This is a genomic window from Methylobacter sp. S3L5C (assembly GCF_022788635.1).
Taxonomy (GTDB): Bacteria; Pseudomonadota; Gammaproteobacteria; order Methylococcales; family Methylomonadaceae; genus Methylobacter_C.
Genome location: NZ_CP076024.1, coordinates 843,273 through 857,448, shown reverse-complemented (window position 1 = coordinate 857,448; position 14,176 = coordinate 843,273). Strand labels below are relative to the sequence as shown.

Genomic DNA, 14,176 nt, shown 5'->3' with positions numbered 1-14,176 from the left:
CCATCCAGGGAGTTTTTGCTTTTTCGACTTATGAAACTTTAATCACAAAATCAGGAGTTTTTATGAAAAACCGTAACCATCTGCTGGGCTTCGCTATTGCCGGCATTCTTGCTACTGGTGTGGGTTGCGCCAATGCTCTTACTATCAGTCGTTTGACGCCACCCAGCCAGTTGTTTGCAACTAATGGCGCTACTTCAACCCCGATGATTTCCCGTTTTATTCAAGGGCAACGCTTCGATCTACAGGCAACTGTGCGCCCAGACAGTGGAAAGACCATCACTAAAGTTGAATTTTTTGTTGACAGTGCTTCGGTTGGTGTCGCCAATACAGCGCCTGCTGCCGGCGTTAAAACCTCTCTGGTTCCTGCGACGGCTATTACTGGTACGATAGCTAACGCGGTCGTTGCTTCGGTACGTGGCTATTCAAACCAGGTTTCAGGTATCCGGACGTTAACTGCAGTTGCCACTCAAAGTGATAACACGACCGTTACCGCTACGGGTAGTTTTGAAGTGGTCGGAATTACTCAAGCCGGCCGTAAAGTCAAAAATGTCATTATTATGTTGGGCGACGGAATGGGTGCAAGCCATCGTACTGCTGCACGTATTGTCCAAAATGGTTATGCACAAGGCAAAGCCAACAAAAAATTGGCTATGGACAGTTTCACTAATACTGCCATGATTATGACCGCCTCGTTGGATACTCAAGTTACTGACTCTGCGCCCGGCATGGCTAACTATGTCAATGGCAACAAAGCCAACTCGGGTCAAGAAGGTGTATGGCCGGATGATACGACTGCTGCATTTGATGGTCCTCGTATGGAGTACATGTCTGAATTTCTGGCTCGTACTCAAGGCAAGAAACTGGGTATCGTGACGACTGCTGACGTATTTGATGCAACGCCTGCAGCCAATGCAATTCATACCTCTAACCGTGGTAATGGTACCGGTATTGTTGACCAATTTTTGGATGATTCAGCTAATACAGGTTTAACCGTGCTGATGGGCGGAGGCCGTAAATGGTTTCTCCCAAGCGGTACTGCTTTCGGCAATGGTTTCGGTGGAACGTCATTCACAGGTTCTGCTCGTGCCACCAGTTCTGATTACACATTACCGGCAGATATTCAAGCTGGCTGGAATGCCGCCGTGGGTGCTATCGACACCGGTCGTGATCTGCTTGCCAACTTCCAAACTGCAGGTTGGACTTACGCGGCTGATCACACGGCACTGGCTAATGTAGGTACGCCTGCTAAATTGTTGGGCTTGTTTTCATTGTCCAATATGAATATTGCCAAAGACAAGATGGACGGACGTCGCGGTGTTTTCCCAACGGCTTCTGCAACGACTACCATCGTTGAGGATTATGGCTTTCCTGATCAACCGATGTTGGATGAAATGGCAACCAAAGCTTTGCAAGTATTGGATGCCAACAGCCCCAACGGTTTCGTATTAATGGTAGAAGGCGCGTCAATCGATAAGCAATCTCATGAAATGGATAGTACCCGTTTTATGGTCGATACCATTGAGTTCGATAAAGCAGTACAAAAAGCGAGAGACTATGTTGATGGTACCGGAGATTTTGCTGGTCATGCACATCCTGATACTTTGGTTTATGTTACTGCCGATCACGAATGTTCAGGCGCAGCTATCATTGGTGCTTCGACCAAATCCGATGCTGCTTTGCAAGCCGAGATTTTAGCCAGTGGTAATACGATTGATACTAACGGTCAGCCTAAACTTCGTAACAATGTTGTTGGTACTTACGCCGCAGCCGGTTTCCCTAAATACACTATTGCTGCCGATGGTTACCCAAGTGTTTGGGATCCAGACAACAAGTTGCTAATAGGTTATGGCGCAGGTGCTGATCATTATGAAAACTTCCGCACTCGTTCGTATCCAAGCAACGATTCACAACAACCAGGAAATAATGTTGCGCCGCTTAATGCGTATCCGCGTAACAACGTTTCTGATACTGCTGCCAGTCGTCCTTTCCAGCAAAATGATGGTTACTTTGTAACAGGTCAGGTTCCTGGCGCACAAGCAGTTCACACGGGTGGCGACATTCCGCTGACAGCTTATGGTCGTGGTGCCGGCGAACTGGGCGGTACTATCGACAACACTGACGTTTTCTTTGCTGTTATGAAAGCAGTGGTTGGTGGTACAACTAAATAAGTTACTACTTTAGCAATCGAGGGCAGATTATCTGTCCTCTTTTTGGAGATTATATAAAATGTTTTATCACGTTAAGAATAAAAAAGCTTTGATTGGTCTGGCATTGGGTTTGATGCTGACCCAACCTGTACTGGCTGCTACCATGAACTTTGATAGTCTGGTTGCCGGCACAAATGCCAATTCTGATTCTACAGCGATTGATTTGGGTATTACTTTTAACAATGTGTCTTTCTTACCAAGTAAGGATGTTGATGGTATTGATATTGCTGGCTCAGAGCATTGGCAGATTGATACCACTGCATCAGCGGTCGTTGTTGCTAACGGAGCCAGTTTGGATGGTGCCTATGCACAATCCAATGGTCTGGATGCGCGTGATCAACCCGTTATGATGCATCTCGGTGGCATTTTCAATCTTGCGAGTTTTTCCCTAAATGCCAGTAGTTATGACGGCTCATCATTCGGCGGATACTACAATCCGACACTTGATTTTTTGGATATTAACGGTAATGCCATAGGATCAGTGGCCTATACCCTGTCTGCCGGTATTTTTTCAGCGACTTTGTCTGCCCCGCTTCAGGGAGTGGTGGATGTGCTATTGGTCGGTGGTGCTGTTTATGATAATGTTTCCATTAACGTAGCCGCGGTGCCTGTCCCGGGTGCGGTATGGTTGTTCGGTTCTGCGCTGATGGGATTTTTGGGTTTTTCACGTCGCAATACAAAAGTTTAAATCGTTACGAGCTTAATACCGGCAATCTGAAAAAGCGGTGGTAAGGTAATCTTGCCGCCGCTTTTTTTATTGGTAAACAGGTCATTCATATTCCAACAAAATATCTTGTACTCGATTAGGAAAGTCGGAAATCAAACCGGTCACGCCGGCAGTGATTAGCTGGCGCATATCGTCTTTATTGTTGCACGTCCAACCATTGACATAGCGACCGGTACTTCGAACCGAAGTAATTCCGTACCCGTTCAGTTTTCGGCTTCCTGTTGAATCGGGTTCACTATAGCAATTGGGATGATAGGCATCGGCGTCCAGTAAGCGTAGATAGTCAGTCAGGTTTTCAATTTTGTCACTGGTTAAAATGGCAATGGCGATGGTTTTTGTGAGCTGACGTACTGTTTTTAACTGATCATGGGCAAATGATGAAATCACAACCTGATCATCCATTTTCATCAATTCAACCAATTTGACAACCGCTTCTGCCAGTTCTGTCGTCACATTAGGCGGCGTTTTAAGTTCAACATTAACCATTATTTCGGCATGCCTGGCAAATTCCAGCGTCTGTTTTAATGTTGGAATCTTTATGTTGCCGGAGGCATAAAGCTGAATATCTTGCGAAGTTACAAACCGGGTTATTTCTTCATCTGTTAATGATTGTAAAAATTCCTGTCTTTGTAATGCAGGCAAAGATAATTGTTCGACATACCAGCTACCGGCATCCAGAGTTATCAATTCATCGTAAGTAAAATCTTCGACATAAAAAGTCTTGCGGTCTGGAAATTTTAATTTAACATCAGTACAGCGGGTTAATTGTTCGTCGTGATGAACGATTAATTCTCTATCCTTTGACAAACGAACATCCATTTCGAACATCTGACAAGCAAATAGCTTGGCCTTTTGAAAGGCGGCCAAGGTATTTTCCGGTGCAAATGCCCTCGCTCCCCGGTGGGCTATATTTAAAATGTCGGTGGGTATTCCATTTGGCGTACGTAATGACATCATATTTAAAACCATTTAAATGTTTTAAGGTAATACCCAAGAATTAATATACCGGATAATCAGCGGGCGATGATTCCAGATTAATATATTTAGTGTCATCAACGGCTAATATTAACAACTTTCAGACCAAAATTATAAGACTAGCTTGTTATAATGATACTATCAGTAAAATAATGGCGGCACGCCAAGGTGCTGAAAATTTAATCGATAGTTAGAAGCATGGGGCTTCCAGCTTGAGGTAAAAGAACAGGAAGTTATTTTTATAATGATCTCTTCTAAAAATAATAATAAGTAAAAAGATACACGTCAGCATTAATAAAATGATGCTGTGGTTAATGTATTTATTTCATCTCAATGCGGAGAATAATCTATGCAAGGTCAAAATGGATTTTTTATTCAATTTTTACGGTTAGCTGGCCCCTTTTGGAATTCTGAGAATAAGGCTGTTATCCGCAATCAGACGTTGGCTTTAATCGTTCTTACTGTCTTGCAGATGGCTCTTGCAGTCATTATTACGGAATGGAGTGCAGCACTGTTTAATGCCCTTGAACAGCACTCCATGTCCGGGCTATTGGTACAGGTTAGCTATCTGGTTTTGATTTTTGCAACCAGTATGGCTGTCACTGCCATGCATATGAAAGTAAAGCGGCATTTGCAAATCGGCTGGAGATCCTGGCTGACAGAGCGTGTAATCGGTCAGTGGATGAACAACGGTCGTCATTACCTGATTTCTCATATACAAACAGTCGATCATGACAACCCTGATGGCCGGATAGCTGAAGATATCCGTATTGCAACTGATGAAGCCATTACTCTTTGTCATTCGCTATTTTATAGCTTGCTGTTACTCATTAGTTTTACCAGTATTCTCTGGGAGCTTTCCGGGGTATTTATTCTGGATTTGGGAGCGTTTGAATTTCCTGTTCATGGCTATTTGGTCTGGGTAGCGATAATTTATTCAGCCCTCGCTTCCGTTTTGGGTTGGTGGGCAAGTCGGCCTTTAACATTGACCACCAATGCGATGCAAACTGCTGAAGCCAATTTTCGCTTTGGGTTGGTCAGAGCGCGTGAAAATTCGCAGGCAATTGCCCTGATTCATGGCGAGACTAACGAAAAAAGACGATTTCTTAATCTTTTTCAAAATATTACTGCTTTGTATGAACATCAAACCCAAGCCTGGGTGAATATTTTACTCTTCAACTCAGGCTATGGTGTGTTGTCCATGGCGTTCCCTATCCTGATCGCTGCGCCACGCTATATTCTCGGGAGTCTTACTCTCGGTGCGTTGATGCAGGCTGTGCAGGCGTTTCAACAAATGTCTGCTGCATTGTCCTGGCCAGTCAATAATATGGCTCCCATTGCGCAATGGCGTGCCTCGGTTGAACGTGTTTTAGGATTGGTCAAGGCTTTGGAGGATTTGGAGCTGGAAATAGCGCGTCCTGATCCGCAACGAATTTTGTTGGAAAGGCCCGATAAGTCCACTTTAAGCTTTCATGATTTGTGTATCTCACAACTTGATGGCAAAGTCATGATCTGTGGTCTAAATGCCGAAATCAGACCGGGTGAACGTGTACTAATTTCTGGTGATGTTTTTACAGGAGCCAGACTTTTTAAAGCGATTGCCGGTCTCTGGCCTTGGGGGCGAGGCAGTATTGAATTGCCGGATGGCGAGCCCCTGTTTTTTATGCCGCCACGCCCTTATTTACCGGACGGAACCTTACATGTCGCTATTTGCTATCCGTCTCCTTCTGAAAGATTTAGCTTCGCTTCGATTGATGCGTTGCTCAATCTCGCAGGGCTTGAGGAATTACGAGGTCAGCTTGAACAAACAGATGCCTGGGACAAAGTGTTGACGCGTGAACAGCAACAGCGCCTTGGACTGGTGCGATTGTTATTGTACCGTCCTAAATGGATTCTTTTACAAGAAGCCTTCGACTCGCTTGATCCCGATGGTGAAGTATTAATGTTGCGCATTATCTGTCAGCAATTACCTGATGCAGCTTTACTATCGATTACCAATCAACCCACGGCGATTGCGTTTCATCACCGAAAGATTATTCTGTGAGCTTTCACGTCAATACTTCGGACAGTTTTGATAATTGGTACTTCACGACTAACAAGCCTTATGGCGATTTGTGAGTGATTAAATCAAACTTATGCAAGATACAGAATCACATAAAACGCTAACTAATTAAAAATTAAAGAGTTATTTGTCAGCATTACAATCAGATTTTTGAGATTATTTGTTAAAAAAAATATCATTTCAATAGATTAAAACTGACCAAAGTATTGTCACGTTTAAAGGAAGAGTAACTATTTTGAACCAGGAAATTGATAGTAAATTTGCCAAGAAAATACGGGGCGTTAATCTGGGCGGTTGGCTGGTGCTGGAAAAATGGATGACACCCAGTCTTTTTGAAGGTCTTCAAGCGACAGACGAAACCTCCTACTGCGTTGAATTGGGCGCAAGTGCTGAAACGTCACTTAAAAAGCATTGGGACACTTTTATTACCGCCGAGGATTTTTTCTGGCTTGCCAAAACCGGAATAAATGCTGTTAGAATCCCCGTTGGTCACTGGCTATTCGGGCCGGATTATCCTTATCATCCGTCCTATGGTGCCTCTTTACATCCATTTGTGAACGGTGGGTTAGCCATTCTTGATCGAGCATTCGATTGGGCCGAGCAATATGGTTTGTCTGTTGTACTGGATTTACATGCCGCACCGGGTTGCCAAAACGGTTTTGATAATGGCGGCATCCTGAATGTTTGCGAATGGCATACCCAAGAAGACTATATCAATTATTCATTGGATCTGTTGGAGCGTCTGGCCGAGCGCTATCATAGTCAGCCTACTTTACATGGCATTGAAGTATTAAACGAGCCGCGTTGGGATATTGATACCGATCTGTTAAAAACATACACCACAGATGCCTATCATCGTATTCGTAAATACTGCCGGGCAGAGGACGTTGCAGTAGTTTTTCATGATGGTTTTCGGTCTTTCCAGGAATATACCGGCTTTTTAACCGAACCCGAATTTGGCAATGTCGTGTTCGATATACACCGCTACCAGTGTTTCGTACAGGCCGATATTGACTTGGATATCTATGGTCATATCCGCAGTTCAGTTGTCGATTGGAAGCACGAAGCAGATGACATTAATAGTACTTTGAGTTATCCCGCTTACGTAGGTGAATGGAGTTTAGGGCTGCATCTAAAGTTTGTATCGCTTTGGGCTGAAGGACCTTTAAAGGATACCCTGCAAGCGATGGACAGTTTTCAAAAATCACTTGCTTACCGAGCCTATGCCGCAGCCCAACTGATAACTTTTGAAACATATCAGGGCTGGTTTTTTTGGAGTTACAAAACAGAAACAGCTCCCGAATGGTCCTTTAGAGAATGCGTTAACCAGGGGTGGTTACCTGACAATTTTGCCAACGAAGTTGCCGGGTCAGGATAACAACTGAATTCTTAACAAACCAGGTCGAAAATGTATTTGCTTGGTTCGTTAAGTTTTAACTGGTCCGACCAGAACGAGCTGGATTATAAAGCGTTGTTGCATGCTGTGCAGAAAGGACGCTTGGAAGTTTATCTCGAGCGTTGACGTAAAATAATTAATGACACTTTATAAATAAAAAACACAACCGGCAATCAGAATTTTGGAGTTACTCAATCAATGACAAATCCATTTATCACACGAAGACAATGGTTGTTCGGCGCTTGTTGCGCAGGTCTGGGAATAGCCTCGGGCGTTGTCGCCGAAACGGTTAATGTTGGCGCAATCGATACGGAGTCTTATCCGAGTAATGCCAATGAGGCACTGATGCGCTTGAAAAATGGTAATCAGCGCTTTATGGACGACATCTCCCAGCATAGCCATGAAAAGGCGTCTTGGCGCAGCCTCCTTGTTGAAACGCAAAAACCTTTCGCAACCATTGTAGGTTGTAGCGATTCGCGCGTGCCACCTGAACTTATCTTTGATGAAGGCTTCGGTGAGCTCTTTACCATTCGCCTGGCAGGCAACATTATTGCGGAAGATGTCGTTGGCTCTTTGCAATATGCCGTGGCGCATCTCCATACCCGTCTGATAGTGGTACTGGGTCATGAAGGTTGCGGAGCTGTCACTGCTACTGTAGAAGAAATGCTCAATAAAACCAAAGAACTCGAACACATCGAATCGCTGATCAAATCAATCAAACCCGGACTCAAGAAACTCAATCTGAAACTGGATCGGCAGGCTTTGCTGCATGCAGCTGTGGAAGCCAATGTGCGTTGGTCGATGCGTGAACTGCTCGCGCTTCCGGAAGCAAAACGGGCGTTACGGGAAAAGCAAGTGATATTAGCCGGGGCCATCTATGAACTAAACACGGGACATGTACGCTTTCTCGATTAATCCAGACTTAATTGTTACTACGGCTTCATCATTTATCCACCGATTACACCGGTTCCTGGCGGGCAAATAATGAAGCTATTTGTCCAACCAAGACTGTTTGATCGAGAGGTAGCCGCTGATAATTCACCCTGTTAGCCTAAAGTCCAATATGAAAATTTTTTTATCGCTGTTAGCATCTGGAAAGCTTGCCATATAAATATAATTAATCCATTTTCGGATCAACCCTGACAGGAGAAAGACTTTGATGACAAGAAACCTGCTACAACGTCCGGCGGCGATCGCGTTTTTTGTGATGAGCACCTGCGCGGCGGCGCTTTCTGCGCAAGCGGAAGACAAGAAACCTAATATCGTTATTATCTGGGGCGACGACATCGGTCAATCCAACGTCAGCGCTTACACGAAAGGCATGATGGGTTATAAAACACCCAATATCGACCGCGTTGCCAATGAAGGTGTTATTTTTACTGATTACTACGCCGAGCAGAGCTGTACTGCGGGTCGTTCCGCTTTTATTACAGGACAGAGCGTATTCCGCACAGGACTAAGTAAGGTAGGACTACCTGGTGCCGATGTCGGTCTTAGTAAAGACGATGTGACTATTGCCGAGTTGCTGAAAGCCCAAGGCTATGCAACTGGACAATTCGGTAAGAATCACTTGGGTGATAAGGACGAATTCCTGCCTACCATGCACGGTTTTGATGAGTTTTACGGCAATCTGTATCATTTGAACGCCGAAGAAGAACCTGAATTACCCGATTATCCAAAAGACCCGGAATTCCGCAAGAAATTTGGTCCGCGTGGTGTACTCCATAGCTGGGCTAATCCAGATGGATCGCAAAAAATCGAAGACACTGGCCCTTTAACTAAAAAGCGTATGGAGACTATCGACGACGATACTGCCGCCCGCGCTACTGAGTTCATGGAAAAACAAGTCAAGGCCAACAAGCCGCTGTTTCTGTGGGTAAACTTCACACACATGCACTTTCGTACCCATACCAAACCTGAAAATGTCGGTCAGGCTGGACGTTGGCAAAGTTATTATCACGATGCGATGATCGATCACGATAAAAATGTCGGTACGGTACTCGATAAAATCGATTCATTGGGTATTAGCGACAACACCATCGTCATGTACAGCACCGACAACGGTCCGCACATGAACTCTTGGCCTGATGCGGGAATGACCCCGTTCCGTGGCGAGAAAAACAGCAATTGGGAAGGTGCTTACCGCGTTCCTGCCATGGTACGCTGGCCTGGACATATCAAACCTAACACGGTATCCAATGACATCGTTTCACATTTGGACTGGGCGCCTACCTTGTTAGCCGCCGCAGGTGTGCCTGATGTTAAGGAAAAACTGCTCAAGGGCTACAAAGCGGGTAAAAAGACCTATAAAGTGCATCTGGATGGCTATAACCAACTTCCTTACCTGACCGGTCAAGAACCTAAAAGCCCGCGCGAAGAGTTCTTTTATTTCTCCGATGACGGCGATTTGACTAGCTTGCGTTACGACAATTGGAAAGTGGTGTTTGCTCAACAACGTGCGCCCGGTACTATGTTGGTATGGGGCGAACCATTTGTGAAAACACGCATTCCTTGGCTCTATAACCTGCGCACGGATCCTTATGAGAAAGCCAGCATTACTGCCAACACCTATTGGGACTGGTATCTGGATCATATTTTCCTGCTAACGCCAGCGCAGAAGTATGTAGGTAGCTTCTTATCAACCTTCAAGGAGTTCCCGCCGCGTCAAAAGGCAGCAAGTTTCAGCATCGATCAGGTGCTGGAACAATTGCAGACACCAGCAGACAAGTAAGCACTTTTTGATTAGCTGCCACGCCCGCCGTTAATTACGGGCGTGGTTTTTTGTGAGAGGTATTCTAGTTGCCACGCACAGCGTCATTGTCATTAAGGAAAAATAATGAACAAAAACCTGACATTTTCAAAATATAGAACTGAAATATGGTCTGGTTTTTTGTTGTTAAATCTATGCCTTTCGTTATTGACTGCCTGCACAACGACCCAGAAGGTAAATACCACTAGCGTGAAACAAGAGTCAGTCACCGCTATCGACATTTTACTGGAACCTGATGTCACCATGCTTCAACACGCTGAAGCCGCCAATGCCAGTTTACTCAAAGTTTATCCTAAGGGCTTTGTATTGGATGCCTTGCACAAGCCTCATATAACCCTTCTGCAGCGCTACGTCAGAACGGTTGATCTCGATAAAGTCTACGCTGCTGCCGGCAATGTTTTAATCCACAAAAAGATAGCCGACTGGAAGTTGAAGGCCTTTAAATACTACTACATCCCTAATAATGATACTGGGCTTGGCGGTATTGTCATCGAGCCAACCGAAAAGTTACTCAAGCTACAGCAAGAATTGATTGATGCAGTTGCTCCTTACACGGTCAATACAGGCACTGCTAACGCATTTGCTACCGAGCCTGAAAACACTGACATCCAATCAGCGTTGATTGACTACGTTAAGGCATTCGTGCCGAAATATACCGGCATGCATTTTAATCCACATGTGACTATCGGTGTTGCCTCTCAGGATGACTTGAAGAGAATACTTGCCGAACCCTTTGATGCCTTCACGTTCTCGCCAGCGGGCGCGTCCGTCTACCAACTCGGCAGCTACGGAACCGCCATGAAAAAACTCCATGCGTGGAATTTGACCCACTGATATTTCTATTCTCTTCGGATAGACAGAACATCCTGCCCACCCTTATATCTTGCAAGGAAAAATAGCATGCCATTCACAATGAAAAACTTTGTTTTCTGGTCCGGCGTTTATAACGCCGGTCTCGCTTTATTCCTGTTGTGTCCACCGCTTTATCGGGGAATCGGTATGAACATCTGCGATCCTGTTTGGGGTTGGCTAATCGCCGGATTTCTTGGTTTTTCCAGTGCCGTATTACTTTTAGCTTCCCGCGACCTCTACCGCCGCGCTACGTTTGTCTATTGGGAAGCCCTGCTACGCTACATTGCTGCCCTAGTACTTATTCCAGCGGGACTGTTTGGCGATGTGGGTTTAATTACCGTGCCACTGGGTTTGAGTGATCTCGCTATTGGGTTGGTGTATATGTTCGGCTTGCCTAAAGAATTAGGTCTATCTCATCACGCTTTGCTTTATGACCGTGTTGATTGAAGCTAGTGAGGACAAACTTAAATGAAATTATTTACCACTATAAACAAAACGGTATTTTCACTACTTAACTTAGAACAGCCGAAAACCATAGATCATTTTTTTTAAATCTGGAGTAAAACGTGAAAATCAATAAGCAAAAAATAAAAATAAATTCCATAGAATTGGCGCTGTTGTTATGCGTCGTCGGAACACTTTCCGGATGTGCTACTGTTAAGTCAGGAAGCAGTTATGCGAAAGCATTGACAGTTGAGCCAGCGCCTGACGCCGGTTTTATTGAGCAGCCTGATCAACAGGTTAAACGAGCGGATTTACCATTCCAGAAAGTCTGGATCAAACCAGGCTTTGATATGCGTGACTACAAGGAATTGATCGTCGCACCGGTAAATACTCAGTACATGTTTGAAATGGACTGGTTACATAAAGCAAGTTCAGCTAACTGGCTTGGCGGTGTTAAAAAGGATATTGATGAGCTTGCCAAATACTTCTATGATCAGGCGATTAAGGATTTCGAAGCAGATCCCAATCATCGCTTTCAGGTCATTAACTCACCTGTACAACATAAAAAACCGGCACTGCGCCTGGAACTCGCGCTGATCGAGATAGATCCTTCAACGCCGGTACTGCATGCGGCCGGCTGGGCTGTCATGGGTGGTGGCACGGCGGCAGGCGTGGTCAATCAGCGCCGGGCCGCCTTCGAAGGCCGTCTGCGTGATCTGCAAACCGGCGAGGTGGTGGCAACTTTTGCTGACCGCGATATGCAGGATGTTGGCCCCATCGATATGACCCGGATGACCTGGTACGGGCCAGCCAAGGTAATTATGAAGCAGTGGACCAAGCAGTTTGTGCAAATTGCCAACCGGAATCCTAATGAAGCAGTAACCGATCCGACTGCGTTTACACTGAAACCTTTTTAACTCAAAGATATAGTGCTGTAGATTGGGTTGGCGATAGCGCAACCCAATATTTTTCTGATTTTTCTCGACGGATTTGGGCCGCTAGTGATAAACGATCATCACAGTGATATTTTTTAGCCGAAATCAGGACGATAGATAAATATAGAACTATATTTGATAGTCAATAGCCATTCATTATCATGGCAATCAGAAAAAATACGCATTTAATAAAGTTATTCTCTTTTACGCACTGGAATAAATTGATGAATCAATATTTTAAAATTTGCGCGGTAAACACAGTATTACTCTTGTCATGTCTAGCGACTGTCCTTTTGTTATCTGGTTGCGCAAGTCTTGGTAAGGGGGCTGCCGAAGCCGTTTTGGAAAAGTCTGAAAATGAAGATAGTCGGCAATGCCAAGTGTGGGGTGAAGCTTTTACGGGTATTGCCGCCGATTTAGCTAAAAAACAAGGTAAAACCAAGTTGCTATTTGTACATGGGGTAGGCGATCATACCCCCGGTTATACTACTCAATTTTTGGAGAAGCTGGCCAAGGAGTTAAACCTGAATGTCCGCTCTGAAGGCCAAAAAAATATTGATTTAAATACGCCTTTATTTCCGGACACGGATCTTGGCAATTTGCGGGTAACGCATTTGCTCAACGAGCAAAATGGCCAAGAACTGAGCTTTTACGAGTTGACCTGGTCAGGAATTACCCGGCAAGAAAAAGCATTGCTTAACTTCGATACGTCAGGCGAATACGACTTTCGCAGAGCCAGAATTAACGGTATGTTGAAAAAGTTCAGTAATGATACCGGCCCCGATCCAATTATTTACCTGGGACAAAGCCGAGTGCCCATTCTGGCGGCATACGCACAGTCATTCTGTTGGATGGCGACCCAAGATTGGGCAGAGCTTCCAAGCAGCGGTAAACATGCCTGCCTGGGGTTGAACGATTCCAATGCTGACCGTATTGCCAACGATAACTATGTCATTATTTCTCATAGTTTAGGTAGTCGTATCGTCATGGATGGTATGCAGCGTATTGCTTCTTTGCTGGCCACCCCCGAAAAGCATTTTTCTTCCGATCAAAAAGCAAAAATGATTCTTTCTCCCAAAGCCATAGCCGCATTACAAAGCAAGCATATCCCCTTTTTTATGCTGTCCAACCAGTTGCCCATGTTACAGTTGGGCCGTGAACTTCCTGAGGTGGCAGGACAGGAGGCAGGTTATTGCAATCCTGATGGCGCTAATTACAAAAAACGTATGCTCAAAGAAACCGAGATTGTTGCCTTTAGTGACCCGAATGACCTGTTAAGTTATGGCATACCACCCGGATTTGCAGAAAAATATATTGACTCCCGGCTCTGTGCGAAGATCACCAATGTCAATATCAATATTGCCAAGATTATGGATGCTTTTGGTATGACTGATCTTGCCAATCCCATGCAAGCTCATGTCGGTTATGATCAGGATGATCGCGTGATAGCCATGATTGCCAGAGGTATCGGTAATCCGGGTGCATCACCATTGATTAAGCAACGCTGTGAGTTTGTAAAAGAAGTAAAGTGAAGTATCTAGAAAGTCATTATTTTTGAACAACTTTGATCAAGGTCAAAAATTACAATATTGGCTGTTTTTACCGAACGTCCAGAAATGGTAAACATAGCCTTAGCAAATAAAATATTCGGGATACAGCCTCCCTTAAAGAGTTTTTAATATTTTATTAAGCGACTAATTTTAATTAATTATTGTATGACTTTTAGTCTGTGGACTATAAAGACCAGCGCTAAAAAACGAAGAAAATTTATTTTGAAATGCTTTGTTTTTGGTCAATGTTAAGTCGGA

General features: G+C 44.6%; 11 protein-coding genes. 10 read left to right on the top strand and 1 reads right to left on the bottom strand.

From position 1 onward, the window contains the following. Positions 1-62: 62 nt before the first annotated feature. Complete coding sequence (locus KKZ03_RS04055; protein WP_243220220.1) at positions 63-2,168, top strand: alkaline phosphatase; 2,106 nt, start codon at positions 63-65, stop codon at positions 2,166-2,168. A 58-nt stretch (positions 2,169-2,226) separates the two neighbouring features. Next, positions 2,227-2,895 carry a hypothetical protein gene (locus KKZ03_RS04050; RefSeq protein WP_243220219.1) on the top strand — a complete coding sequence of 223 codons (669 nt, stop codon included), beginning with the start codon at positions 2,227-2,229 and terminating at the stop codon, positions 2,893-2,895. An 81-nt stretch (positions 2,896-2,976) separates the two neighbouring features. Here the strand turns inward: KKZ03_RS04050 and KKZ03_RS04045 are convergent, their stop codons facing one another. Then, positions 2,977-3,891 carry a glycerophosphodiester phosphodiesterase family protein gene (locus tag KKZ03_RS04045; protein WP_243220217.1) on the bottom strand — a complete coding sequence of 305 codons (915 nt, stop codon included), beginning with the start codon at positions 3,889-3,891 and terminating at the stop codon, positions 2,977-2,979. A gap of 367 nt (positions 3,892-4,258) precedes the next feature. On the opposite strand from KKZ03_RS04045, the gene KKZ03_RS04040 reads away from it, so the two are divergent. The 8 genes from KKZ03_RS04040 to KKZ03_RS04005 all read left to right on the top strand — a co-directional run bounded on the left by KKZ03_RS04040 (position 4,259) and on the right by KKZ03_RS04005 (position 13,900). Beyond that, the gene (locus KKZ03_RS04040) at positions 4,259-5,953 is read left to right on the top strand and encodes an ABC transporter ATP-binding protein/permease (RefSeq protein ID WP_243220216.1); all 1,695 of its coding nucleotides are present in this window, start codon (positions 4,259-4,261) and stop codon (positions 5,951-5,953) included. 253 nt (positions 5,954-6,206) lie between these two features. Continuing rightward, positions 6,207-7,349 carry a glycoside hydrolase family 5 protein gene (locus tag KKZ03_RS04035; RefSeq protein ID WP_243220214.1) on the top strand — a complete coding sequence of 381 codons (1,143 nt, stop codon included), beginning with the start codon at positions 6,207-6,209 and terminating at the stop codon, positions 7,347-7,349. A 216-nt stretch (positions 7,350-7,565) separates the two neighbouring features. Further along, a complete protein-coding gene (locus tag KKZ03_RS04030) occupies positions 7,566-8,282 on the top strand; it encodes a carbonic anhydrase (protein ID WP_243220212.1) in 717 nt (238 codons plus the stop codon). Between the two features lie 244 nt (positions 8,283-8,526). Further along, on the top strand, positions 8,527-10,098 hold the full coding sequence (locus KKZ03_RS04025) for an arylsulfatase (RefSeq protein ID WP_243221533.1): 1,572 nt from the start codon (positions 8,527-8,529) through the stop codon (positions 10,096-10,098). A 105-nt stretch (positions 10,099-10,203) separates the two neighbouring features. After that, positions 10,204-10,971 carry a hypothetical protein gene (locus KKZ03_RS04020; RefSeq protein WP_243220211.1) on the top strand — a complete coding sequence of 256 codons (768 nt, stop codon included), beginning with the start codon at positions 10,204-10,206 and terminating at the stop codon, positions 10,969-10,971. A 66-nt stretch (positions 10,972-11,037) separates the two neighbouring features. Then, positions 11,038-11,436, top strand: coding sequence for a hypothetical protein (locus KKZ03_RS04015; protein ID WP_243220210.1), 399 nt, complete (start codon positions 11,038-11,040; stop codon positions 11,434-11,436). 119 nt (positions 11,437-11,555) lie between these two features. Continuing rightward, on the top strand, positions 11,556-12,350 hold the full coding sequence (locus tag KKZ03_RS04010; protein ID WP_243220209.1) for a DUF3313 family protein: 795 nt from the start codon (positions 11,556-11,558) through the stop codon (positions 12,348-12,350). 242 nt (positions 12,351-12,592) lie between these two features. Beyond that, positions 12,593-13,900, top strand: coding sequence for a hypothetical protein (locus tag KKZ03_RS04005; protein WP_243220207.1), 1,308 nt, complete (start codon positions 12,593-12,595; stop codon positions 13,898-13,900). The last annotated feature ends 276 nt before the right edge of the window (positions 13,901-14,176 follow it).

Excerpts from the sequence above, each read along its gene's own strand:
- KKZ03_RS04015 (WP_243220210.1), top strand. The coding sequence starts at position 11,038 with ATGCCATTCACAATGAAAAACTTTGTTTTCTGGTCCGGCGTTTATAAC.
- KKZ03_RS04025 (WP_243221533.1), top strand. The coding sequence starts at position 8,527 with ATGACAAGAAACCTGCTACAACGTCCGGCGGCGATCGCGTTTTTTGTG.
- KKZ03_RS04055 (WP_243220220.1), top strand. The coding sequence starts at position 63 with ATGAAAAACCGTAACCATCTGCTGGGCTTCGCTATTGCCGGCATTCTT.
- KKZ03_RS04040 (WP_243220216.1), top strand. The coding sequence starts at position 4,259 with ATGCAAGGTCAAAATGGATTTTTTATTCAATTTTTACGGTTAGCTGGC.
- KKZ03_RS04050 (WP_243220219.1), top strand. The coding sequence starts at position 2,227 with ATGTTTTATCACGTTAAGAATAAAAAAGCTTTGATTGGTCTGGCATTG.
- KKZ03_RS04020 (WP_243220211.1), top strand. The coding sequence starts at position 10,204 with ATGAACAAAAACCTGACATTTTCAAAATATAGAACTGAAATATGGTCT.
- KKZ03_RS04045 (WP_243220217.1), bottom strand. The coding sequence starts at position 3,891 with ATGATGTCATTACGTACGCCAAATGGAATACCCACCGACATTTTAAAT.
- KKZ03_RS04005 (WP_243220207.1), top strand. The coding sequence starts at position 12,593 with ATGAATCAATATTTTAAAATTTGCGCGGTAAACACAGTATTACTCTTG.
- KKZ03_RS04030 (WP_243220212.1), top strand. The coding sequence starts at position 7,566 with ATGACAAATCCATTTATCACACGAAGACAATGGTTGTTCGGCGCTTGT.